General features: G+C 34.2%; 18 protein-coding genes and 1 rRNA gene (1 of these 19 running past the window's edge). 14 read left to right on the forward strand and 5 right to left on the reverse strand.

Translation table 11 applies throughout. The features are described 5' to 3' along the window. A 16S ribosomal RNA gene (locus LNP27_RS13755) occupies positions 1-1,500 on the reverse strand (it extends 14 nt beyond the left edge of the window). Positions 1,501-2,755: 1,255 nt separating this feature from the next. On the opposite strand from LNP27_RS13755, the gene LNP27_RS13760 reads away from it, so the two are divergent. Continuing rightward, complete coding sequence (locus LNP27_RS13760) at positions 2,756-4,618, forward strand: ABC-F family ATP-binding cassette domain-containing protein (protein WP_229942213.1); 1,863 nt, start codon at positions 2,756-2,758, stop codon at positions 4,616-4,618. A 107-nt stretch (positions 4,619-4,725) separates the two neighbouring features. Here the strand turns inward: LNP27_RS13760 and LNP27_RS13765 are convergent, their stop codons facing one another. Then, positions 4,726-6,273 carry an SDR family NAD(P)-dependent oxidoreductase gene (locus tag LNP27_RS13765; protein ID WP_428979022.1) on the reverse strand — a complete coding sequence of 516 codons (1,548 nt, stop codon included), beginning with the start codon at positions 6,271-6,273 and terminating at the stop codon, positions 4,726-4,728. A 161-nt stretch (positions 6,274-6,434) separates the two neighbouring features. On the opposite strand from LNP27_RS13765, the gene LNP27_RS13770 reads away from it, so the two are divergent. Then, positions 6,435-7,214: an O-methyltransferase gene (locus LNP27_RS13770; RefSeq protein ID WP_229942215.1), complete on the forward strand. Its 780-nt coding sequence runs from the start codon at positions 6,435-6,437 to the stop codon at positions 7,212-7,214. 31 nt (positions 7,215-7,245) lie between these two features. Next, entirely contained in the window at positions 7,246-7,875 is a 630-nt protein-coding gene (locus LNP27_RS13775) for a carbonic anhydrase (protein ID WP_229942216.1), read from the forward strand. Positions 7,876-8,025: 150 nt separating this feature from the next. Here the strand turns inward: LNP27_RS13775 and LNP27_RS13780 are convergent, their stop codons facing one another. Continuing rightward, positions 8,026-8,697 carry a DUF6565 domain-containing protein gene (locus LNP27_RS13780; RefSeq protein ID WP_229942217.1) on the reverse strand — a complete coding sequence of 224 codons (672 nt, stop codon included), beginning with the start codon at positions 8,695-8,697 and terminating at the stop codon, positions 8,026-8,028. Between the two features lie 369 nt (positions 8,698-9,066). Here LNP27_RS13780 and LNP27_RS13785 point away from each other — a divergent pair, with 369 nt between their 5' ends. The 4 genes from LNP27_RS13785 to secA all read left to right on the forward strand — a co-directional run bounded on the left by LNP27_RS13785 (position 9,067) and on the right by secA (position 14,275). After that, positions 9,067-9,756, forward strand: a complete 690-nt coding sequence (locus tag LNP27_RS13785) for an ABC transporter ATP-binding protein (RefSeq protein ID WP_229942218.1) — start codon at positions 9,067-9,069, stop codon at positions 9,754-9,756. Between the two features lie 116 nt (positions 9,757-9,872). After that, positions 9,873-10,442: a cob(I)yrinic acid a,c-diamide adenosyltransferase gene (locus LNP27_RS13790; protein ID WP_229942219.1), complete on the forward strand. Its 570-nt coding sequence runs from the start codon at positions 9,873-9,875 to the stop codon at positions 10,440-10,442. Positions 10,443-10,626: 184 nt separating this feature from the next. Next, positions 10,627-10,848 (forward strand): DUF2795 domain-containing protein, encoded by a 222-nt coding sequence (locus LNP27_RS13795; RefSeq protein WP_007138072.1) that lies wholly within the window; start codon positions 10,627-10,629, stop codon positions 10,846-10,848. Between the two features lie 85 nt (positions 10,849-10,933). Continuing rightward, positions 10,934-14,275 carry a preprotein translocase subunit SecA gene (gene secA, locus LNP27_RS13800; protein WP_229942220.1) on the forward strand — a complete coding sequence of 1,114 codons (3,342 nt, stop codon included), beginning with the start codon at positions 10,934-10,936 and terminating at the stop codon, positions 14,273-14,275. Between the two features lie 620 nt (positions 14,276-14,895). Here secA and LNP27_RS13805 read toward each other — a convergent pair. Beyond that, positions 14,896-15,462 (reverse strand): OmpA family protein, encoded by a 567-nt coding sequence (locus LNP27_RS13805; protein WP_229942221.1) that lies wholly within the window; start codon positions 15,460-15,462, stop codon positions 14,896-14,898. Positions 15,463-16,089: 627 nt separating this feature from the next. Here LNP27_RS13805 and LNP27_RS13810 point away from each other — a divergent pair. Beyond that, positions 16,090-16,611 (forward strand): MepB family protein, encoded by a 522-nt coding sequence (locus LNP27_RS13810; protein ID WP_229942222.1) that lies wholly within the window; start codon positions 16,090-16,092, stop codon positions 16,609-16,611. Here LNP27_RS13810 and LNP27_RS13815 read toward each other — a convergent pair. Continuing rightward, a complete protein-coding gene (locus tag LNP27_RS13815; protein WP_229942223.1) occupies positions 16,606-17,277 on the reverse strand; it encodes a TrmH family RNA methyltransferase in 672 nt (223 codons plus the stop codon). The genes LNP27_RS13810 and LNP27_RS13815 overlap by 6 nt on opposite strands. A 410-nt stretch (positions 17,278-17,687) precedes the next feature. Between LNP27_RS13815 and LNP27_RS15355 the strand changes: the two genes are divergently transcribed. The 6 genes from LNP27_RS15355 (at position 17,688) to LNP27_RS13845 (ending at position 22,702) form a co-directional block, all read left to right on the forward strand. Then, the gene (locus tag LNP27_RS15355) at positions 17,688-17,951 is read left to right on the forward strand and encodes an Arm DNA-binding domain-containing protein (protein ID WP_229942224.1); all 264 of its coding nucleotides are present in this window, start codon (positions 17,688-17,690) and stop codon (positions 17,949-17,951) included. A gap of 49 nt (positions 17,952-18,000) precedes the next feature. Further along, the gene (locus tag LNP27_RS15310) at positions 18,001-18,861 is read left to right on the forward strand and encodes a site-specific integrase (RefSeq protein ID WP_229942225.1); all 861 of its coding nucleotides are present in this window, start codon (positions 18,001-18,003) and stop codon (positions 18,859-18,861) included. Between the two features lie 101 nt (positions 18,862-18,962). Continuing rightward, positions 18,963-19,265 (forward strand): hypothetical protein, encoded by a 303-nt coding sequence (locus LNP27_RS13830; RefSeq protein WP_229942226.1) that lies wholly within the window; start codon positions 18,963-18,965, stop codon positions 19,263-19,265. A 4-nt stretch (positions 19,266-19,269) separates the two neighbouring features. Further along, a complete protein-coding gene (locus LNP27_RS13835; protein WP_229942227.1) occupies positions 19,270-20,385 on the forward strand; it encodes a PDDEXK-like family protein in 1,116 nt (371 codons plus the stop codon). Further along, positions 20,382-21,734 (forward strand): hypothetical protein, encoded by a 1,353-nt coding sequence (locus LNP27_RS13840; RefSeq protein ID WP_229942228.1) that lies wholly within the window; start codon positions 20,382-20,384, stop codon positions 21,732-21,734. The genes LNP27_RS13835 and LNP27_RS13840 overlap by 4 nt, the downstream gene beginning before the upstream one ends. 275 nt (positions 21,735-22,009) lie before the next feature. Continuing rightward, on the forward strand, positions 22,010-22,702 hold the full coding sequence (locus tag LNP27_RS13845; RefSeq protein WP_229942229.1) for an SIR2 family NAD-dependent protein deacylase: 693 nt from the start codon (positions 22,010-22,012) through the stop codon (positions 22,700-22,702). Positions 22,703-22,761: the final 59 nt, after the last annotated feature.

Here is a 22,761-nt window from a genome sequence, read left to right on the forward strand (position 1 = left end):
AGCCGCACCTTCCGGTACGGCTACCTTGTTACGACTTAGCCCTAGTTACCAGTTTTACCCTAGGCAGCTCCTTGCGGTCACCGACTTCAGGCACCCCCAGCTTCCATGGCTTGACGGGCGGTGTGTACAAGGCCCGGGAACGTATTCACCGGATCATGGCTGATATCCGATTACTAGCGATTCCAGCTTCACGGAGTCGAGTTGCAGACTCCGATCCGAACTGTGACCGGTTTTGTAGATTCGCTCCTGGTCGCCCAGTGGCTGCTCTCTGTACCGGCCATTGTAGCACGTGTGTAGCCCAAGGCGTAAGGGCCGTGATGATTTGACGTCATCCCCACCTTCCTCACAGTTTGCACTGGCAGTCTTGTTAGAGTTCCCGACATGACTCGCTGGCAACTAACAACAGGGGTTGCGCTCGTTATAGGACTTAACCTGACACCTCACGGCACGAGCTGACGACAACCATGCAGCACCTTGTAAATTGTCTTGCGAAAAGTCTGTTTCCAAACCGGTCAATCTACATTTAAGCCTTGGTAAGGTTCCTCGCGTATCATCGAATTAAACCACATGCTCCACCGCTTGTGCGGGCCCCCGTCAATTCCTTTGAGTTTCATTCTTGCGAACGTACTCCCCAGGTGGGATACTTATCACTTTCGCTTAGCCACTGAACTTGCGCCCAACAGCTAGTATCCATCGTTTACGGCGTGGACTACCAGGGTATCTAATCCTGTTCGCTACCCACGCTTTCGTCCATCAGCGTCAATCCATTAGTAGTAACCTGCCTTCGCAATTGGTATTCCATGTAATCTCTAAGCATTTCACCGCTACACTACATATTCTAGTTACTTCCTAATAATTCAAGTCTAGCAGTATCAATGGCCGTTCCACCGTTGAGCGATGGGCTTTCACCACTGACTTACTAAACCGCCTACGGACCCTTTAAACCCAATGATTCCGGATAACGCTTGGATCCTCCGTATTACCGCGGCTGCTGGCACGGAGTTAGCCGATCCTTATTCTTACGATACCGTCAAGCTACTTCACGAAGTAGTGTTTCTTCTCGTATAAAAGCAGTTTACAATCCATAGGACCGTCATCCTGCACGCGGCATGGCTGGATCAGGCTTGCGCCCATTGTCCAATATTCCTCACTGCTGCCTCCCGTAGGAGTCTGGTCCGTGTCTCAGTACCAGTGTGGGGGATCTCCCTCTCAGGACCCCTACCCATCGTAGTCTTGGTAAGCCGTTACCTTACCAACTAACTAATGGGACGCATGCTCATCTTTTACCGTTGTGACTTTAATAGTGGTCTCATGCGAAACTGCTATACTATGCGGTATTAATCCAAATTTCTCTGGGCTATCCCGCTGTAAAAGGTAGATTGCATACGCGTTACGCACCCGTGCGCCGGTCTCTAGGTCCGAAAACCTATACCCCTCGACTTGCATGTGTTAAGCCTGCCGCTAGCGTTCATCCTGAGCCAGGATCAAACTCTTCATCGTATATTGTGCGTCAAGCTAAGCTTGACTATTATTATGCGACTCCAATTCTATCGGTGTTATTCAAATCTTTCGATTCTATTACTCTTATTCTTGTGTCACGCTTGTTAGCGTGACGGCTGTCAATTCAATATGTCTAGGAACGTGTTCTTCTTGTTTTTTTTTTCGCCTCGTTCAACTCACATGGTGTGTCTCTGGAAGCGGCTGCAAAAGTAAAACTTGTTTTCTTAACTGGCAAGAAAAATTTGAAGTTTTTTTTGAGAAATTTTATCCCTCTTTTCTTCTGGTTTTCTTATCAATCTGTCAAGGAACTTTGCTTGTTTTGCGGGGTGCAAATGTAGTAAGGACTTTCGAATCTCACAAGCTTTTTTAAATCTTTTTTAGAAAATAATTTCTAATCTTAATTTGATGTGCTTGTCAGTATTTTAAAGAACGCCTGCGTTGTTGCGGGTGCAAAAGTAGCGAGTTTAAACCACTATTCAATACTTTTTAAGCGCTTTTTTAAAAAATTTTAAAACATTTTTTTTAACCCGCTCTAAACGTGAAGCTTGAAGTGAAAAGTTTTTTCTTAATCATTGCTAGCGTTTAAATAGAGTAACTCAAATAACGCAATAACTAGCCCCGTAGGGTCTTTTGATTGATTTGGTTGTTCCTGTTTTAGGCACGCTCCTATGCTTCTTCTTATACCTACTATATCTAGGGAGTACATGTATCGCTTTTTATAGGAAGTACCAGAACGCTTATTACTACGAAATCCAACCGTAGATCAGACCAAGGCTGAAACCATCAGCGATGATTGAGCATAATTAATTTAAGTTTTATCTCTATACCTTATATATAGGAATGATCGTGATTTTTAAATAATAACAATAAGCCCTGATTTTAAATACAGAATCGCATTAGGATTAGAAAAGCAATAGATAAGCGAAGCAGAACCAAACTTGACAAGGACTTGCAGCCAATCCCCCAACAATCTATAAAAGAACAGCTATTACTAAAAAAAGTAATAAAGGCTCTTTTATAAAGGGAAACGCCAAAAAAAATTAAAACTTAATCGTAACGAATAGCTTTGACTGTTACTATTTTGGTTATTATATAAGGTAGAAATATTAAACGAGTCAAGACAAAGGAAAATCTTGAGCAAATTCAAGTATGTTTTCAGCAAAATATCTTAGTATATCCTTTAGAAAAATCATATTAAAATAAACAATTCGCTATTAGTCATTTAATAGCTTACTTTTGCAAAAAAATTAGCATTGTGAATTACTTATCAGTTGAAAATATATCCAAGTCTTTTGGAGAAAGAACACTTTTTGAAAACATTTCTTTTGGAATTAACAAAGACCAAAAAATTGCCTTTATAGCCAAAAATGGCTCTGGAAAAACTACAATTATGAGTATCATTAATGGTTTGGAAGAATCAGATACTGGCCAAGTGGTTTTGAGAAAAGGAATTAGAATGGCTTTCCTATCGCAAAATAACAATTTGCAAGATGAACTAACCATTGAAGAAAGCATTTTCGCTTCGGATAACGAAATTCTGAAAGTTATTGAAGCCTATGAAAAAGCATTAGAAAATCCTGAAGATGAAGAAGCGTATCAAAAAGCTTTTGACGGAATGGATCAGCATAATGCCTGGGATTTTGAAACGCAATACAAACAAATTTTGTTCAAATTGAAGTTGGAAGACTTTAAACTGAAAGTAAAAAATCTTTCGGGTGGACAGAAAAAACGTTTGTCATTGGCTATTATTTTAATTAATCGTCCTGATTTATTAATTCTGGATGAACCTACGAATCACCTGGATTTAGAGATGATTGAATGGTTAGAAAGTTATTTTGCTAAAGAAAACATTACTTTGTTTATGGTTACGCACGACCGTTTCTTTTTAGAACGTGTTTGTAACGAAATCATTGAACTTGATAATGGAAAATTATACAACTACAAAGGAAATTACTCATACTATTTAGAGAAAAAAGAGGAACGCATTGCATCTGAAAACGCGAGTGTGGATAAAGCGCAAAACCTTTTTGTAAAAGAATTAGAATGGATGCGTCGCCAACCCAAAGCGAGAACGACTAAATCGAAATCGCGTCAAGATGATTTTTACGATATCAAGGAAAAGGCACAAAGTCGTCGTCGCGAGAATAAAGTAGAGCTTGAAATAAATATGGAGCGTATGGGAAGCAAGATTATAGAGCTTCACAAAATTTCCAAAAAATTCAAGGATCATGTAATCATGGATAATTTCAGTTTTGACTTTCAACCAGGAGAACGCATTGGAATCATTGGAAAAAACGGAACTGGAAAATCGACTTTTTTAAACTTATTGACAGGAACTTTACCACTTGATAGCGGAAAAGTAGTAATTGGTGAAACTATAAAATTAGGGTATTATACTCAAAGTGGAATCAACCCGAAACCTGGACAACGTGTAATTGACGTTATTAAGGAATATGGGGAATTTATTCCTTTGATGAAAGGAAAATTAATTTCAGCTTCGCAATTATTAGAGCGTTTTCTTTTTGATGCCAAAAAACAATACGATTTTGTAGATCGCTTGAGTGGTGGAGAATTAAAACGTCTGTACTTGTGTACCGTTTTGATTCAGAACCCGAACTTTTTGATTTTGGATGAGCCAACAAACGATTTGGATATCGTAACCTTAAACGTTCTAGAAAGCTTCCTTTTGGATTATCCTGGATGCCTTTTGGTAGTTTCGCACGACCGTTATTTCATGGATAAAATTGTGGATCACTTGTTTATTTTTAGAGGACAAGGAGTTGTAGAAAATTTCCCTGGGAACTATTCCGATTTTAGAGCTTATGAAGACAGTGCTGATGTAGCTCAAAAGGAAGAAAATAAAGCGGAGAAAAAAGATTGGAAACAAAATAATCCTACAGGAAATTTGACTTTCAACGAGCAAAAAGAATATCAGAAAACAGAAAAGGAAATAAAGGAATTAGAAGCTCAAAAGATTTTGATAGAACAACTTTTTGCTGATGGGAAAGTAGCTGATGACAGCATCGAAAAGAAAGCAAATGAATTGCAAAATATCATAAACAAAATAGAAGCAAAAGAAGAACGTTGGTTTGAGTTGAGTGCCAAAATGGAGGGATAAAATTAGCACTCAGTGTTCAGTCGCAGTTTTCCTTAAACACTAAACTTTTTAAAAGCCACTACAAAATTTTATTTTGTAGTGGCTTTTTTGATATAAAACTCAAACCTCTACCAAGGTATCGGATTATAGTCTTTTAAAAATTTCCCACACCAATGTTTTCCTGTGTTTATGCCGTCAAATAAAGGATCCATTACACGCGCTGCGCCATCCACAATATCTAAAGGAGGTTGGAAATCTTCTTCTTCTTGTTTTCTTTTGGCTAATTCTGCTGGATCTTCATCAGTCACCCAGCCCGTATCAACTGCATTCATGAAAATTCCGGCTTTCGCCAATTCTCCTGCAGCAGTATGAGTAAGCATGTTCAAGGCCGCTTTGGCCATATTAGTATGTGGATGACGCGCTTCTTTAAAAAAGCGATGAAACTTGCCTTCCATTGCTGAAACATTTATAATATGCTTTTGACCCGTATTATCCTTTTTCATCACTTCCGAAAGTCGATTACACAATACAAACGGTGCTACAGAATTCACCAATTGTACTTCGATCATTTCGGTAGTTTCTATTTGGCCTAATTTCAAACGCCAACTGTTGGTTTTTCGCAAATCTACTTGCTGCAAGTCGGCATCGAGTTCTCCTTCCGGGAAAACTTCGTTCGCCACCAATGCATTATCAAATGAATACGGAATCTGCGATAATTTGGCAGAAGCCCGTAACCCTATTCCAGGTTCCGGTCCGTGCCAAGTTACTGGCATATTTTGATTAGAAGATACTCCCGATGTCAACACTTTTAATTCCTCCAAACAATTCGTATGATCTAACAATAATTCTTGCGCCTGCTTTGGCAAATCTGCTATAGCACGTTCTTCGTTTTCCATCATATGCGTATAAAATCCGGCGGGACGTCGTACTGTTTGCGCCGCATTATTGATTAGAATGTCTAATCGGTCATACTTTTGGTCAATAAAATTACAGAAGATTTCGACACTAGGAATATGTCGTAAATCTAATCCGTGAATTTTCAAACGGTGTCCCCAATCCATAAAATCTGGCTCTTTACCAAAACGTAAAGCAGAATCTACTGGAAAACGAGTGGTTGCTATAACAGTTGCTCCACCACGCAACAACATCAATGTAATATGATACCCAATTTTTAATCGGGATCCAGTGATAATAGCCACTTGCCCTTTGACATTGGCTGTTTGAAAGCGTTTGGCGTAATTAAAATCACCACAATCAGTACACATCGTGTCGTAAAAATGGTGCATTTTACTATACGAAGTTTTACATACGTAACAATTTCTAGGTGTTTCTAGCTCCAGTTGCTCTTTACTATTAAGTTCATTAAAAGCTAATAATTTTGGTGCAACAAAAACACTTGCTTCACGAGCATAACGAATTCCTGTTTCTTTACGTGCCGTTCTATCTTGCTTTTCTTTTTTGCGTTTCGCAACTGCTTTTCCATCTTTTTTTCTACGAGAAAGTTCGTCACGATCGGGTCTTGAAAATTGACCTGCGGCTTTGATTAACGCTGTTCTTTGTTGTTTTGGAATATCAAATATCTGATCGGTATCCGTATTTAATTGAGAGAGAATTTCAATACAACGGTTAATTTCTTCCGAGGTGATTACTCCTTCATGTACTTGTTCTTCGTTCATCATCTGCTGAAATTATATAACTATTGATTTTTAAGAGCGCAAAGATAGTTTTTTTGAAGTGACTTAATTTTTGAACTGACATCTATCTTTTAAACTTTAAAAACGCAACTCACATTAACTCCTAAACTTTGTATCTTTACCCCTTGAAGCTTAAAAAAACTATGCTATTCCAAATAAAGTCCTACTTAAAATTTCTTTGGCTATCAAAAAACGAACATGCAGTACATTCTCCGTTTGTGTTTACATTGATTACAAAATGTTTTTATGATAAAAAGTCCAAACACGAATATCTGGTCTTGAAAAAATATCGAAAATCACTTCTAGAAAATAAAAATACTATTGAAGTAACTGATTTTGGTGCTGGCTCCAAAGTTTTTAAATCCAACAGTAGAGAAATTTCAAAAATTGCTGAGACAGCTGGAATAAGTTCAAAAAGAGCTGAATTGCTATTTAGAGTTACCAATTATTTTCAACCCAAACACATTCTAGAAATTGGTACATCCTTAGGATTGGCAACCGCTGCCCTCTCGTTAGGGAATAAAAATTCCGAAATAACTACCTTAGAAGGTTGCGAAAATACGATAGGAATTGCAAAAAATCAATTACAAACAATTAATTGTGCAACTGTTAAATTTATAAATACGGAATTCAGTGCCTATTTAAAAAACACCAAGCTTAAAAGTCAATTTTTCGACCTAATTTATTTTGATGGAAATCACCAGAAGCAAGCTACTTTAGACTATTTTGAAGCATTACTCCCTACAATTACTAACGACACAGTATGGATCTTTGATGATATTCATTGGTCTAAAGAAATGGAAGAAGCATGGAAAATCATACAAAAACACCCAAAGGTTACGGTAACTATCGACACGTTTCAATGGGGATTTGTATTTTTTAGACGAGAACAACCAAAAGAACATTTCATCATTAGGGTATAGATTATTATATTTGCAATCTAAACACACCTATATGGACATCAAACAAATATTCGAGAATAACAAAAATTGGATTGCAAAAAAGCTTCAGAGCGACAACAAGTATTTTGAAAAGCTTTCCGACGGACAAACTCCAGAATTCCTATATATAGGTTGTTCAGATAGTCGTGTTTCTGCTGAAGACCTTATGGGACTAGAACCCGGACAAGTTTTTGTACATCGAAATATTGCGAACATGGTCCCAAATACGGACCTTAATTCAATGTCAGTTATTAATTACGCAGTGACCAGCTTAAAAGTTAATCACATTGTAGTTTGTGGACATTACGGCTGTGGTGGTGTACTCGCCGCTATGCAACAAGCAGATTTGGGAATATTAAATCCTTGGTTAAGAAACATTCGCGATGTATTTCGTTTGCATAGAAATGAACTCGATGCTATTGAAGATGAAGGGCAAAAATATAGAAGGCTAGTTGAACTTAATGTTCAAGAACAATGCATCAACGTGATAAAAACTGCTGAAGTTCAAAGAGCAAACAGACAGCGCAATCTAAAGGTGTACGGATGGGTTTTTGATATTCACACTGGAAATTTAATTGATTTGAATATTGATGTTGACGCTATATTTAAAGAAATTACATCTATTTATAAAATAGCAGATTAAATTTTTATTTACTTTTTTGAAAAGTAATGAATATAAAAATAGGCTAGTTCACCTCTTGTGAAATAGCCTATTTTTATATTATTCGAGTCAAATTTAAAAAAATATGACAGCCATCCCTGACTGTCATATTTCACCTAAACTAATAATCCCTTATTGTTTAGCTTTATTCATTTCTTCTGATTTTGCTCCCATTCTATTTAAGGTATACATTGGTGCAAATTTGATTTTTAAACCAGCAATTTTTCTATTGTCTTCAGAAGAAAGACCTTCTTTTTCAACAGTATTTTTTCTGCTATCTAATGCTTCATACATTGCTTTAACCTCGTCCCAATCTTCACGTGAATATTGATCTTTATTGTTTTCTACGGTGTGAATAAATTGTTGATATACACTATGAATGTTAGCTGCATTTACCCAACTAAAATTCATATCATCACCAATTTTTCCAGCACCAAACAAAGCATTTCTAATTTTTTGTTTGCTACTTGGTTCTGCAGCTGCTTCATCAGCCATTTTTTTAGCTTCCATTTTAATTTTCAAAGCTTCGTATTTCGCTTTACTTGCATCAATACGTGCTTGTTCAGTGGTATTATCTTTGACATCTGCAATTGCAGCTTCAGCTTCAACAATTTTCATGTCATAAGAAGATTCGATTGCTTTCCAATTACCTTCTGCTTCAGCCTCAGCTACATTACCTAATGAATCTACATAAGTAACATAAGAGTCGATTTTCTTTTCTGCTTGTTCTGCTTTCTCATCTTTACAAGATGCAAATCCAATAGTCATTACGGCTAATCCTAAAACTAATTTTGTATTTTTCATAATATTTTGTTTTGATTAATTATTATGTAGCAAATGTAAATGATATTGCTATATATTCAATAAATAACCAATAATTATGTAATTAATTAATATAATTGTGAAATTAACAGTGAATGAGAAGTAATTATACAAAATTACAATTTAATTGTATAAGCTTTTTTCATGCATTTTAAGTATTGTTTAAGCAATTTCAATTGCCCATCTATCATTAAAGAAAGAGAAATAGTGAAAACGCTAGATTTCATTATTTTAATAGTGTAACAAATTTTAAAAATGTCTACTTACTGTTAGTTCAAAAGTTTTTGTACTTTTAAAATCTGAATTAATAGCATCCTAAGCATCGTCTCAGGTTAAAAATCATACATTCTAATGGCAAACCCGCTTATAAAAATAACGAATATCAAAAGAGATTTTGTACTAGGAAATGAAATCGTTTATGTGCTTAAAGGCATTGATTTAGAAATAAACAAAGGCGAATATGTAGCATTAATGGGTCCTTCAGGCTCTGGAAAGTCTACACTAATGAATTTATTAGGCTGTTTAGACACACCAACATCCGGAAATTATATTTTAAACGGAAAAGATGTGAGTCAGATGAAAGATGATGAACTAGCCGAAATTAGAAATAAAGAAATAGGTTTCGTTTTCCAGACATTCAACCTTTTACCAAGAACAACAGCACTAGATAATGTGGCTTTACCCATGATTTATGCAGGTTTTTCTAAAGCAGATCGAAGTAAAAGAGCAACCGAAGTTCTTGAGCAAGTAAATCTTGCGGACAGAATGGATCACCAACCCAACCAACTGTCAGGAGGACAACGTCAGCGTGTTGCTATTGCTAGAGCTCTGGTAAACAAACCATCTATTATTCTTGCCGATGAACCTACAGGAAACCTTGACAGCAAGACTTCACTTGAAATCATGAAACTCTTTGGAGATATCCACGCTAATGGAAATACTGTAATTCTGGTAACGCATGAGGAAGAAATTGCTGCTTATGCGCATAGAATCATCCGCTTGAGAGATGGTTTAATTGAGAGTGACACTACAAATAAGTAATATCAAATTTATGATATTAGATTTATGATTTTCTATTCATAACATCAAATCTGCAATGCTTCCTTAGTTAGCCATCGCTCAGGTCTAAAATCGTTAATAAACAATCTAAAATCACAATGAAAGTATATACAAAAACAGGAGATAAAGGCACAACAGCTCTTTTTGGAGGAACGCGCGTCCCTAAAGATCACGCCCGCATAGAAAGTTACGGAACAGTTGACGAATTAAATTCACATATAGGATTAATTCGTGATCAAGATATGAATGCACACTATAAAGATATTTTAATCGAAATTCAAGATCGTTTGTTTACCGTAGGTGCAATTCTTGCTACGCCACCTGAAAAAGAAGTAATGAAAAATGGAGAGCTACGATTGAAAAAATTAGGAATTATAGAATCTGACATTGAATTATTAGAAAATGAAATTGACGCCATGGAAGAAGTATTACCACCAATGACGCATTTCGTACTTCCTGGTGGACACACTACTGTGTCATATTGTCATATAGCACGTTGTGTTTGTCGTCGTGCAGAACGTTTAGCGGTCCATTTAAGCCATAATGAACCTGTTGCTGAGATCGCAATCATGTACTTAAACCGACTTTCTGACTATCTTTTTGTGTTGGCACGAAAGTTGTCTCATGACTTGAACGCTAACGAAGTTCAATGGATACCGAGGAAGTAAGATTTCAGATTAAGGAATAACGATTTTTGATTTTAAATGTATTAAAAAAATCAAAAATCGTTATTCAAAAGTCAAAAATCTGAAATGAATTTAAACGTTCTTAACTTTAACTAAAAATAAATCATTTTTTACTTGTCTCTGTCAGTAAAAATTTTATTTTTGCACAAAACTAAATCGACAACAAATGTATTGGACATTAGAATTAGCATCCTACCTGAGCGATGCCCCGTGGCCTGCTAACAAAGACGAACTTATTGACTACGCTATTAGAGCAGGAGCTCCATTAGAAGTAGTAGAAAACCTTCAATCTATAGAGGATGAAGGCGAGATATATGAATCAATGGAAGAAATATGGCCAGATTATCCTACTGACGAAGATTATCTTTGGAATGAGGATGAATATTAAAAGGTAAACCAATAAAAAAGTCTCTAAAGAGGCTTTTTTTTGGTTTTAATTAATAGAATTACACAATTAGAAATAAAATCATATCATGAGTTTCATAAATAGCATTATTAAAGTCTTTGTTGGTGATAAATCACAGAAAGATGTAAAAGCATTACAACCTTATCTTAACAAAATTAAAACTTTTGAAAAGCCTTTAATGTCATTAACCAATGACGAACTTAGAGGACGTACTGCATTTTTCAAAGAAAAAATAAAACAAGATCGTTCTGAAAAAGATGCGAAAATTGCTGCCTTGAAGAAGGAAGTAGAAAGTATTCTTGACATTGACAAAAGAGAAGATATTTATATCGCTATTGATGCTCTAGAAAAAGAAGCTTATGATATTTCTGAAAAAACGTTGATGGACATTCTTCCTGAAGCATTTGCTGTAGTTAAAGAAACAGCAAGACGTTTTAAAGACAATTCACAAATTGTAGTTACGGCAACTCCTAAAGACCGTGAATTATCAGCTTCAAAAACTTATATTACTTTAGATGGAGACAACTCAGTTTGGAGTAATACGTGGAGTGCTGCAGGTAAAGAAATCACTTGGGACATGATTCACTATGACGTACAATTAATTGGCGGAATGGTGCTTCACGAAGGAAAAGTAGCAGAGATGCAAACTGGTGAGGGAAAAACATTAGTAGCAACTTTACCACTTTACTTAAATGCTTTGACTGGAAACGGAGTGCATTTAGTTACTGTGAATGACTATTTAGCAAAACGTGATAGTACTTGGAAAGCACCTTTGTTCGAATTCCATGGTATGACCGTTGAATGTATCGATAATTACCAACCTAATTCAGACGAAAGAAGAAAAGCATATGATGCTGATATTACTTACGGAACGAATAACGAATTTGGTTTTGACTACTTAAGAGATAATATGGCGCATTCGCCAAATGATTTAGTTCAAAGAAAACATAACTATGCTATTGTTGATGAGGTCGATTCAGTATTAATTGATGATGCTAGAACACCATTAATTATTTCTGGACCAGTTCCGCAGGGAGATCGTCATGAATTTATCGAAATGAAACCAAAAATCGAAAACCTAGTAGCGCTGCAACGTCAACTAGCAAACGGTTTTTTAACTGAAGCAAAAAAATTAATAAAAGAAGGAAACACTAAAGATGGTGGTTTCCAATTACTAAGAGCTTACAGAGCATTGCCAAAAAACAAAGCTTTAATTAAGTTTTTAAGTGAAGAAGGAATTAAACAATTGCTTCAAAAAACTGAAAACCAATACATGCAGGATAACAAAAGAGAAATGCACAAGATTGATGAGGCATTGTATTTTGTTATCGAAGAAAAAAATAATCAAGTAGAATTATCTGACAACGGTATCATGTACCTTTCTGGAGATACTGATGCTGATTTCTTCGTACTTCCAGATATTGGAACAGAAATCGCTACTATTGAAAAGAAAAATTTAGATAAAGACACTGAAGCAGAAGAGAAAGAAAAATTATTCCAAGATTTTGGAGTAAAAAGTGAGCGCATCCATACATTGACACAGCTTTTGAAAGCCTACACTTTGTTTGAAAAAGATGTTGAATATGTAATCATGGAAAACAAAATCATGATTGTAGATGAGCAAACAGGTCGTATTATGGATGGTCGTCGTTATTCTGACGGACTACACCAAGCGATTGAAGCTAAAGAAAATGTAAAAATCGAAGCGGCTACTCAAACATTTGCAACAGTTACTTTACAAAACTACTTTAGAATGTACAACAAACTAGGTGGAATGACAGGAACTGCTGTTACCGAAGCTGGTGAGTTATGGACTATATACAAATTAGATGTTGTAGAAATTCCTACTAACAGACCAATGGCACGATTAGATAAAGAGGATTTTATTTATAAAACTACTCGTGAAAAATTCAACGCCGTTATTGAAGATGTAACCGAATTGTCTAAAGCAGGAAGACCAGTACTTATAGGAACAACTTCGGTAGAGATTTCAGAATTATTGAGCCGAATGTTGAAAATGAGAGGCGTTACACACAATGTCTTGAATGCAAAAATGCACAAACAAGAAGCACAAATTGTTGAAGAAGCTGGTAAACCAGGAGTAGTTACTATTGCAACAAACATGGCTGGTCGTGGTACCGATATTAAATTATCTGCTGAAGTAAAAGCAGCTGGTGGATTAGCTATTGTAGGTACAGAACGTCATGACTCTCGTCGTGTTGACCGTCAATTACGAGGTCGTGCAGGACGTCAAGGAGATCCAGGAAGCTCACAGTTTTACGTTTCTCTTGAAGACAACTTAATGCGTTTGTTTGGTTCTGAAAGAGTAGCCAAAGTAATGGACAGAATGGGATTGCAAGAAGGAGAAGTGATTCAACACTCGATGATGACAAAATCTATCGAGCGCGCGCAGAAAAAAGTAGAGGAAAATAACTTTGGTGTTCGTAAGCGTTTATTAGAATACGATGATGTTATGAATGCGCAACGTGAAGTAATTTACAAACGTCGTCGTCATGCTTTGTTTGGAGAGCGTTTGAAACTGGATATTGCTAATATGCTTTATGATACTTGCGAAGTAATTATCGCAAATAATAAAGTTGCAAATGATTTCAAAAACTTCGAATTTGAATTGATTCGTTATTTCTCTATCACTTCACCAGTTACTGAAAGTGAATTCAATAAGCTGAACGAAATCGAATTAACTGGAAAAGTATATAAAGCGACATTAGAATATTACACAGAGAAAACGGCACGAAGCGCGAGAGAAGCGTTCCCAATTATTAAAAGTGTTTACGAAGATCAAAACAACCAATTTGAGCGTATTGTAGTTCCGTTTACAGATGGAATCAAATCGTTGAATGTGGTTACTGATTTGAAAATAGCTTATGATACTCAAGGAGCCCAATTAGTTGCTGATTTCGAGAAAAACATAACATTAGCAATCGTTGATGAAGCTTGGAAAAAACACTTGCGCAAAATGGACGAATTGAAACAATCTGTTCAATTAGCCGTTCACGAACAAAAAGATCCGTTACTTATTTACAAATTAGAAGCATTTAATTTGTTTAGAAGTATGATTGACAGTGTAAATAAAGAAGTAATTTCATTCTTGTTCAAAGGAGATTTACCAGCACAAGAAAATCAAAGAATTCAAGAAGCAATTGACGTTGCGCCAAGAGAAGACTACGAACTAAATAAGGACGAAATTCCTAGTAGTGAGGAAGCTAATCGCGAAGCGGGACAAACACAACCACGCCAAGTGACTGAAACGATCACGAGAGATATGCCAAAAATCAATCGTAATGATAACGTAACCGTTCAAAACGTGGCTAACGGACAAATACAAGAAATGAAATACAAAAAAGCCGAAAGCTTAATCGCTTCAGGACAATGGGTTATTGTTAAATAATAACCGTTTTATTTTTTCAATAATTAAATTTCCCAATTACTTTTTTGTAGTTGGGATTTTTTTTGCGCTCATTTTCAGGAGCAATTAGCATAATCCATTATATGGGCATACTAAATTAGCCATAACATAAAGTTAAGAAGTAATATTAATGTTAATCTATGGAACAAGTCCACAAAATTTATGAGAAAGCTTTTAAAGAGAGCTGTCCAATTGAGTTACTATAAAAAAAACATATAAGAACTTAACAGAAAACTAGGCATTACAGCTCCACAGTTATATAAATAGCGTAAATAGTCCGAGGACTTTGGAGCAGTACGTTTCCTGGAAAATAAAATTTGAAACAAAAAAAGTATATCATTGATTTATGGAAACAAGCTTAATTCTAAAGAGCAAATTGAAACTGTAAATCTCTGAATAAATTGAAGTTTGGCACAATAAAAAAAGAAGGAGAAAAAGGTATACTGCTCTGAATACGAAACTAATTAATATTTTGATAATCAATTAATTGCAAAAATACAACTTAACTTAATATATAGTTTTCGTTTGGATATCCAGATATAAAAAGAGGCTATTTCATAAATTTTTAATAGCCTCTTTTTACAATTTCCAGTGACCAAATCCTATTGTATGGACACAATGATAAACTCACTGCGTCGGTTTGATTGGTGCTCTTCTTCAGTACAGGCGACACCATCTGCACATTTATTGACCAATTGATATTCACCATACCCTTTTGCTGATAAGCGAGAGCCCTTAATTCCATTTTTAATCAACCAAGATTTACTAGAAATTGCTCTTCTTTCTGATAAGCGCTCATTATATTCAGCAGTATTCCTACTATCTGTATGCGAACGAATATCTATTTTAATGGTTGGATTTTGCAGCATTACATCTAAAATTTTAGACAATTCTAAAGCTGCATCCGGACGAATATCTGATTTATTTAAATCAAAATAGATCGTTTTTATGCCAAATGCTTTTGCAATATCGTCTCCAATTGTTACTTTTTTCAAGGTTTTTTCTATTGTTATCGGAACAAAGGTTTTACCGGTATAATTTACAATTATGGTCGGAATTTCATCTTTATTGTATTCTTCTTTTTCAGTTTTGATGTAATATTTAGTATCACAATCTACCGCTCCAAAATCAAATTCACCTTTATCATTTGTGGCAGTCGTTTGTAACAATTCATAACTACTAGATAATTCATATATTCAAAAGAAAATTAGATTCAAATTTAAATCTAAAATTTAAACAAAAAAGCATATTTTGAAGGTATTGATAAGTAAATACTAGTTGGGCAATTTTATCTGATAATTACAATCGAACAAAAACACACTTAATATCAGTGGAAGATTTACCATTCTAAATAAAAAAAGCGATCTCACCTGAGCCCTCTGTCAAAATTGCGAATTTTGCAATAAATTCACTTTTAGGTTTCTTAATAAATTTTATCTTAGCCTAAAGAACGAGGTTGCGAAGCTCAAATGCCGACAAACGTTCAGGCCAGCGGATACAAAACCAATTAAAAAAAATACGAGATGAGATTGCCTAGGTCCTCATAATAGCCTAGTGCAATTCTTTTTTTTTTTAAAACCGTGTGAACTAAAAAAAAATCAGTACGAGCGTATTTCAAAATGACAATTGGTTACTTGTATCCATCATACTGCACAAAAGTGGAGTAGAAAAATAAAACCAAAGAAGAATTGCTTCAAGTGAGTACTTGGTCAAAGAGCGTAAAATGAAAAATATTGAGAGCTACTTAGCTTTAAATTCTCTAATATTAGAGTAAAACTATCTTAAAATTAAAACAAATGATTAATAAAAATAGCATTACAATTCACAGCGATTTACTCCTTGCAAAAGAACATCTTTACGAAATCTGTAATTTTGAGTGGACGAATCTGCAAAAGGATAAAGAAAGCGCAGAATATGGAGCTCATTCTTTTCAAGTAAATAATCAATCTGTATTATTTCGTTCTGCTAAAATCACTCCAACTAAAATAGGACAATTTGTAACTTTATGGAAGAGAATTGACAATGGCCCAATTCAACCTTTCGATGTTTCTGACGGCATTAATCTATTTATTATTAGCACTAGAAAAGACAATCGTCTTGGACAATTTATTTTCCCAAAATCAGTCCTTCATGATAAAGGGATTATTTCAACAAATAACATAGGAGGAAAACGAGCAATTCGCGTCTATCCGCCTTGGGATGAAACTCTAAATAAGCAAGCTCAAAAAACGCAACAATGGCAATTGGATTATTTTTTAGAAATTCCGATAGACAAACCAATCGACAAGGAACGCGCAAAAATGCTATATGATTTATAGAACTAATTTAGGATTATCCAAAAAATAACGCTCTTCGATTCTTTTGATATCTTTGATAGACTTTTTAGCCCAATCTAATCTTTTTTCTAAAATTTCATCTTTGGATAAATGCCAATCAATATTGGAATTGCGCAATCGATTCGTCAAGTTTTGAATAAGAATTGCAGCAGAAACGGAAATATTCAAACTTTCGGTAAAACCGACCATTGGGATTTTTAGAAAACCATCAGCACGATTCATAATTTCTTCTGATAAACCGTCTCTTTCAGTTCCAAAAAATAAAGCGCTTGGTTTACTAATATCAAAATCATCCATCAGGCAATCGCCTTCATGAGGAGTAGTGGCAATGATTTGGTAGCCTTTATCCTTTAAAGTATCTACACAATTCGTAATACTATCGAAAGCATTAATATCTACCCATTTCTGAGCGCCCATAGCAATTTCCTTATCAATTCTTTTGCCATAACGCTGCTCGATCACATTCAATTCTTGAATCCCAAAAACTTCACAACTACGCATAACCGCACTGGTATTATGCATCTGGAAAATATCTTCGACAACAATGGTGAAATGCTTGGTTCTATTTTCCAATACTTTTAGGAATTTTTCTTTACGGTTGTCAGTCAGTATATTTTCAAGAAAATTAAGGTAAGCGGTATCGACCATTTTATATTGTTTTGTTGGCAAAAATACTAAAAAAGACTAGCTTTCATTAACTCAACAAATTAATAAACCGCAAAAAACTATCTTAGCCACCAATTCACTAATTTTATTTTTTACAATTTGAAATAATACAATTTCGCCATTTTTAAAATAAATTTTCAGTAAAAATACATCAAAGATTAAAAACAGGTAAAACGGTTGTAAATAAAGGATTTACAGCCGTTTTGTATTTTTTTTGGTAATGAGTTATCGAGCAGTAAAAAGCGAGGTTTTGCAAAAGTAAGGTTACTAAAACGTTACTTTTAAACATTGAGAATAATCGTTTCAAAATACTGTATTTCAACTTTTTGCCTAGTTTTTCATATTGTTCTGTAGCTCATATAAGTTTAATTTTATCATTAAGAATTGTGAGTATGAGAACGACTAAAAAATCAACGTTTAAAGTACTGTTCTACCTTAAAAAGAACGCCCCAAAGAAAAACGGAAAAGTTACGGTTATGTGCAGGATTACCGTAAACGGCAAACAATCTGCATTCAGCACCAAGTTGGATATTTCCGCAACAAATTGGGATTTGAAGTACGGCAGGGTTTTAGGCAAGAGCCGAGAAGCCCAGGAGGTAAACAGCAAACTTGACAAAATCCTTCAGGTATTGACGAATGCTATTCTAAAATTCTGAAGAATGAGGGGCTGTAAACAGTGCTAAACTTAAAAACGCCTTTCTCGGTATGGAAAGCGGAGAACTTACCTTTTTCAAGTTCTATGAACAGTTCCTTTCCGATTATGAGAAAAAAGTAAACAGCGGACTTCGGGAAAATGGTACACGCAGTAAATACAAAATACTTCTAAAACACCTGCGCAATTTTGCACTGACAAAATACGGTTACTCTGACTTATCATTCAATGACCTTACATCTGATTTTGTGCAGGACTTTGATTATTACCCGCGTGACGACCAAAGTTTGACACACAACACTATTTGGCTGTATATGATTGAATTTACCACACTTTGCCGATTAGCAATGAGCAGAAAGCATCTTGCTTTCAATCCGTTCAGTGAGTATAAGAATACCAAAAAAGACAAAGACAGAGGTTATTTGCTAAGGAATGAATTGGAACAGCTCGTAACGTTCAACTGCGAGAAAAAGAAAGACGAATTGGTTAAAGATTCGTTTGTTTTCAGTTGCTTTACAGGGCTTTCTTATTCAGATATGAAAGGTCTAAAAAACAGTAATATTCAAGATTTCTTTGACGGTAACCAGTGGATTATTGTACGCAGAAAGAAAACGGCAACATCATCAAACGTGATGCTCTTGGATATTCCAAAAATGATTATTGAGAAATATGCAGGGTTCTCAAAGGAGGGAAAGGTATTTCCCGTACCATCAAATACAGTTTGTAATGACAGCCTAAAGCGAATATCCGAACAAATCGACTGCTTGAAAGAAAAGAAAGTAACCTTTCATTTGGCTCGTCATACGTTTTGTCTTGCTCGGAGCGATTTCAGTGCAAGTGCAATGGTGTTGAGTAACTCTTTGTCCACGTATTGTTTTGTCATACGTGCAAAGTGCAAAATGTTGTGTGAGTAAATAATTACATATTTGCCATTTTAATTTATATATTTGAGGGTATTAAAAAACGGGCAAGGCGAAAACCAAATAGAGTAGGCAAAATAAAAAACTATAAAACTATGAACATATTAAAAATTGTAAACGGTAAGTTAGAATTAAGAAAATCAAATGGTTCACTAATTCGGATTATACAAACATCAGGTGTTGTAAATGCCGACATTAAAAATGACGGCAGTTTGATTGTTATAACTAACGATAAAGGACAAGTTATTTTGCGGAAAGAAAATGCTGCTTTAGTTCGCACTATCTCTACAAGTAATAATACTAATGCAAAATTTAACGGAAACGATATCTTATTAACAAAAAGCAATGGTAAATTAGAAGTGAGAAAAGAAAACGGAAGTTTAATAAGAACAATGTAAATATATGGTTGAGAAAAACTTATCACAATTATTAGCTAAAATTACTTCCACAATTAAAGTTTATGAAAAACATGCTGAACTTTCTGGAGAAAATTTCAATATTTTCTCCATAATGGGAATGGAATCTGATGAAGTTCGAACACATTCTGCCGTAATTGGAGAGTTGTTAAATCCAAAAGGAAGTCATTCATTAGGAAGTAAACCTTTGGAATTGTTTTTAAATCAAATTTCATTTTTGCAAAATTTAATTTTAGATTGTAATTCATCAATTTGTCAGAAAGAAGTACATATTGGAAAAATTAATGAGGATAAAACAGAAGGAGGAAGGATTGATCTAATTGTAAAAGATAATGGAGGTGTAAAATTGGTGATTGAAAATAAAATTTATGCCGCTGAACAAAAAAATCAATTAAAGAGGTATAAAGAAAAATACACTAATGCAAAAGTTCTGTATTTAACTTTAGATGGATTGGATAGTAAAGGGGATTTTAATGAATATGATATAATTTCTTATCAAAATCATATTTTAAATTGGATTGAAGCTTGTGCAAAAGAAGCTTTTGATAAACCAATGGTGAGAGAAGTTTTAAACCAATATGCATATTTAATAAGAAAGTTAACGAATCAATCAACTAATGTGGAAATGAAAGATGAAATACAAAAGATAATTAAAGATTACTATACAGAGTCTGCCGAAATTTATAAAAATTTTGTCGATGTAAGGAATAGCTTTGTTAAAGAAGCTTTTGATGAAATTAAAAACAGAGGAAATCTTCTTGGCAAGTGGAATATTGAATTTGATATATTAAATATTTGGAGTTCTAATACTTCACAAGCTTTACTTTTTTCTGATATAAAAGATTCTACAAATTTTTATTATTTGAGATACGAATATTCATCTTCAAAATTATTTTTAGGAATCGTCCCAAGAACATTAAAGAAAAGCGGTAAACGTTCGATTCAAAGAGAAGAAATACGTTTTTTAAATGACGTTGACTTTGTTACAGAATATTTAAATTTAAAGATGAAAGCTATAGATAATGTTATTAAAGTCATACAGAATTATATCGAAAATAATATATCAACATATAGTCCTCATCATATAAACGAGAAAGAATGAAAAAAATATTTACAATAATTGCAATTACGATATCTGCCTTAGGGAACGCACAAATTGAAGAAGCTATAGAAAAAATTACATTTAACAAAGAATATTTAGTTGATTTTAAAAGCAAAGAATTAGCAGTTACTAAAGACACCACAATTGTTAAATTGTCAAAGACACCAGAAATAACGAGTTTAGAATTACAATTATCACGTATAGAAGAGTCAATAAATAAGCCGTTTGACTTTAAACAATATATGAAAAATGGAGAGCTTAAAATTCCTCTACCTCAATTTAGGCGACCTTACTATTCTGAAAAAACAATTTACAAGGCTAAATATGATTTTTCAAAGTATAGGGATTCACTAAAAACACAAGTTATAAGCAAACTAAATAAATATTTGGAAGATCGAAAAAATAATTCATACTTAATAGTTTCGGTTGAGAACGATCTTTCACAAATTGGTTTTACATTCAGTAGTACAACTACTCAACGCTCAAGGAGTAGTACTTCATACACAGCTGGATTTACATCCTATAAAGTGGTTGTAGAGTCATCAAAATTTTCAAGTGACAAACCAAGCAAAAAAGAAGTTCAAGATTTAATAACTCAATTAACTGAATATCAAATTGAATATCCAGTTAAATTAATAGAACCTACTGCTACTGAAATTGAATATACTAATATCAAGTCTAAACTAGAAAAAGAAATAGCAAAAAATTCACGTAATGTAATTGATCAAGTGATTGATAAGTCTTTCAATATAGAAACACTATATGGAAAAACATTTGTATATGCATATCTTGATCCCTATAAAATTTACGACAAATCAAATGGAAAAAGTTTAAAATTAACTGAATCAGCAATAGTACTCAATAGGCATATGAATCAGCATAGAGTAGCTGCGGATATTGAAAAAGCAAAATCTCTTGGTTATAATATACAAGGGAATACAATTGTTTCAAAATCAGGACGTGTTTACAATTTAGTAATGAATTCATTAAATTATTTAATTGAGAATCCTGACTATTTCAGTAAAATTGATTTGGCAGTTAAAAATTATTTTGATAAAAAGAAAACTGCAAATAGCTATAATACCCAATTTGAGAAATATATTAGACTTTACAGAATAAATATTTTGAGAGGAATGAATAAAGCTGATATCAACGCTTGGCATACACTAACATTAAAAGCAAGAAAATTACAATTTGAAATTGGAAAATTAAAAGAAGAATTGTTTCAGAGTTATGGACTAATTTATCCAAGGTCAACCCCAGAACATGACAATATTGATACTACTTATGTTGATATTTTTTTATCAAATGTATTGTATTCATTGAATGCATTATCAATTCAGGAATAAGAACATAGTGTACTTTAATAACTAGATGGCTCGGATTTATAGTATGTAGACAAACGTTAGCGCAGGCATTTGCCTGTGCCCACAAAGAGTAGCAAATACAATAAAAAAAGTTGTAGTCAAAAAAAGCTACAACTTTTTTGTTTATTTTTAAAATAAAAAACATTTAGAAATCAAGTCGTATTAAGTCTTAATTTTCTTAATACCTAAATGATTCAAAACGAGATTTTATATTTTACAATTTGAAAATTGGTGAATTGGTGGCTAAAAATATAAACATGAAAAAGAAATTAGTAGTTTTAACGGGCGCGGGAATCAGTGCAGAAAGTGGCATAAAAACTTTTCGAGACGGCGACGGACTTTGGGAAGGTCATAACGTGATGGATGTAGCTACGCCTGAAGGTTGGCATAAAAATCCAGCTTTAGTACTTGATTTTTATAACCAGAGAAGAAGACAACTTAAAGAGGCCAAACCCAATTTAGGACATGAAATTCTGGCTGAATTAGAAAAAGATTTCGAGGTGCATATTATCACACAAAATGTTGATGATTTACACGAACGAGCTGGTAGCACGAATGTTTTGCACCTACATGGCGAATTATTAAAAGTGCGTAGTGTACGTAATCTGAATCATATTTTAGATTGGCAGGAAGATTTGAACTTTGGAGATCTTGACGACGAAAACAATCAGTTGCGACCTCACATTGTTTGGTTTGGAGAGGAAGTTCCTGCGCTTGACCAAGCGATACAAATTACAGAAACTGCTGATTATTTTGCTGTTATTGGAACGTCACTACAAGTATATCCTGCAGCTGGATTAATTGATTTTACCTCTAGAGAAACACCGCTTTTTTACATTGACCCAAAACCTATAAAAATTCCAAATCTTAGAAATCCATTAGAAATCATTCCAGAAGTGGCCTCCAAAGGTGTTGAAATCATGAGAAATAAGTTGCTTTCATTTCTATAAAACAAAAAAAAAGGATAAAGAAGTGTTTTTATCCAGTTCAAATATCATAAATCGTACTA

The organism is Flavobacterium galactosidilyticum (assembly GCF_020911945.1).
Lineage (GTDB): Bacteria > Bacteroidota > Bacteroidia > Flavobacteriales > Flavobacteriaceae > Flavobacterium > Flavobacterium galactosidilyticum.

What these genes read in the sequence shown, in the direction of transcription:
- LNP27_RS13765 (WP_428979022.1), bottom strand. Translation starts at nt 6,273, where the DNA reads ATGAACGAAGAACAAGTACATGAAGGAGTAATCACCTCGGAAGAAATT.
- LNP27_RS13770 (WP_229942215.1), top strand. Translation starts at nt 6,435, where the DNA reads ATGCTATTCCAAATAAAGTCCTACTTAAAATTTCTTTGGCTATCAAAA.
- LNP27_RS13835 (WP_229942227.1), top strand. Translation starts at nt 19,270, where the DNA reads ATGGTTGAGAAAAACTTATCACAATTATTAGCTAAAATTACTTCCACA.
- LNP27_RS13795 (WP_007138072.1), top strand. Translation starts at nt 10,627, where the DNA reads ATGTATTGGACATTAGAATTAGCATCCTACCTGAGCGATGCCCCGTGG.
- LNP27_RS13780 (WP_229942217.1), bottom strand. Translation starts at nt 8,697, where the DNA reads ATGAAAAATACAAAATTAGTTTTAGGATTAGCCGTAATGACTATTGGA.
- LNP27_RS13845 (WP_229942229.1), top strand. Translation starts at nt 22,010, where the DNA reads ATGAAAAAGAAATTAGTAGTTTTAACGGGCGCGGGAATCAGTGCAGAA.
- secA (WP_229942220.1), top strand. Translation starts at nt 10,934, where the DNA reads ATGAGTTTCATAAATAGCATTATTAAAGTCTTTGTTGGTGATAAATCA.
- LNP27_RS13830 (WP_229942226.1), top strand. Translation starts at nt 18,963, where the DNA reads ATGAACATATTAAAAATTGTAAACGGTAAGTTAGAATTAAGAAAATCA.
- LNP27_RS13810 (WP_229942222.1), top strand. Translation starts at nt 16,090, where the DNA reads ATGATTAATAAAAATAGCATTACAATTCACAGCGATTTACTCCTTGCA.
- LNP27_RS15310 (WP_229942225.1), top strand. Translation starts at nt 18,001, where the DNA reads ATGGAAAGCGGAGAACTTACCTTTTTCAAGTTCTATGAACAGTTCCTT.
- LNP27_RS13775 (WP_229942216.1), top strand. Translation starts at nt 7,246, where the DNA reads ATGGACATCAAACAAATATTCGAGAATAACAAAAATTGGATTGCAAAA.
- LNP27_RS13785 (WP_229942218.1), top strand. Translation starts at nt 9,067, where the DNA reads ATGGCAAACCCGCTTATAAAAATAACGAATATCAAAAGAGATTTTGTA.
- LNP27_RS13840 (WP_229942228.1), top strand. Translation starts at nt 20,382, where the DNA reads ATGAAAAAAATATTTACAATAATTGCAATTACGATATCTGCCTTAGGG.
- LNP27_RS15355 (WP_229942224.1), top strand. Translation starts at nt 17,688, where the DNA reads ATGAGAACGACTAAAAAATCAACGTTTAAAGTACTGTTCTACCTTAAA.
- LNP27_RS13815 (WP_229942223.1), bottom strand. Translation starts at nt 17,277, where the DNA reads ATGGTCGATACCGCTTACCTTAATTTTCTTGAAAATATACTGACTGAC.
- LNP27_RS13790 (WP_229942219.1), top strand. Translation starts at nt 9,873, where the DNA reads ATGAAAGTATATACAAAAACAGGAGATAAAGGCACAACAGCTCTTTTT.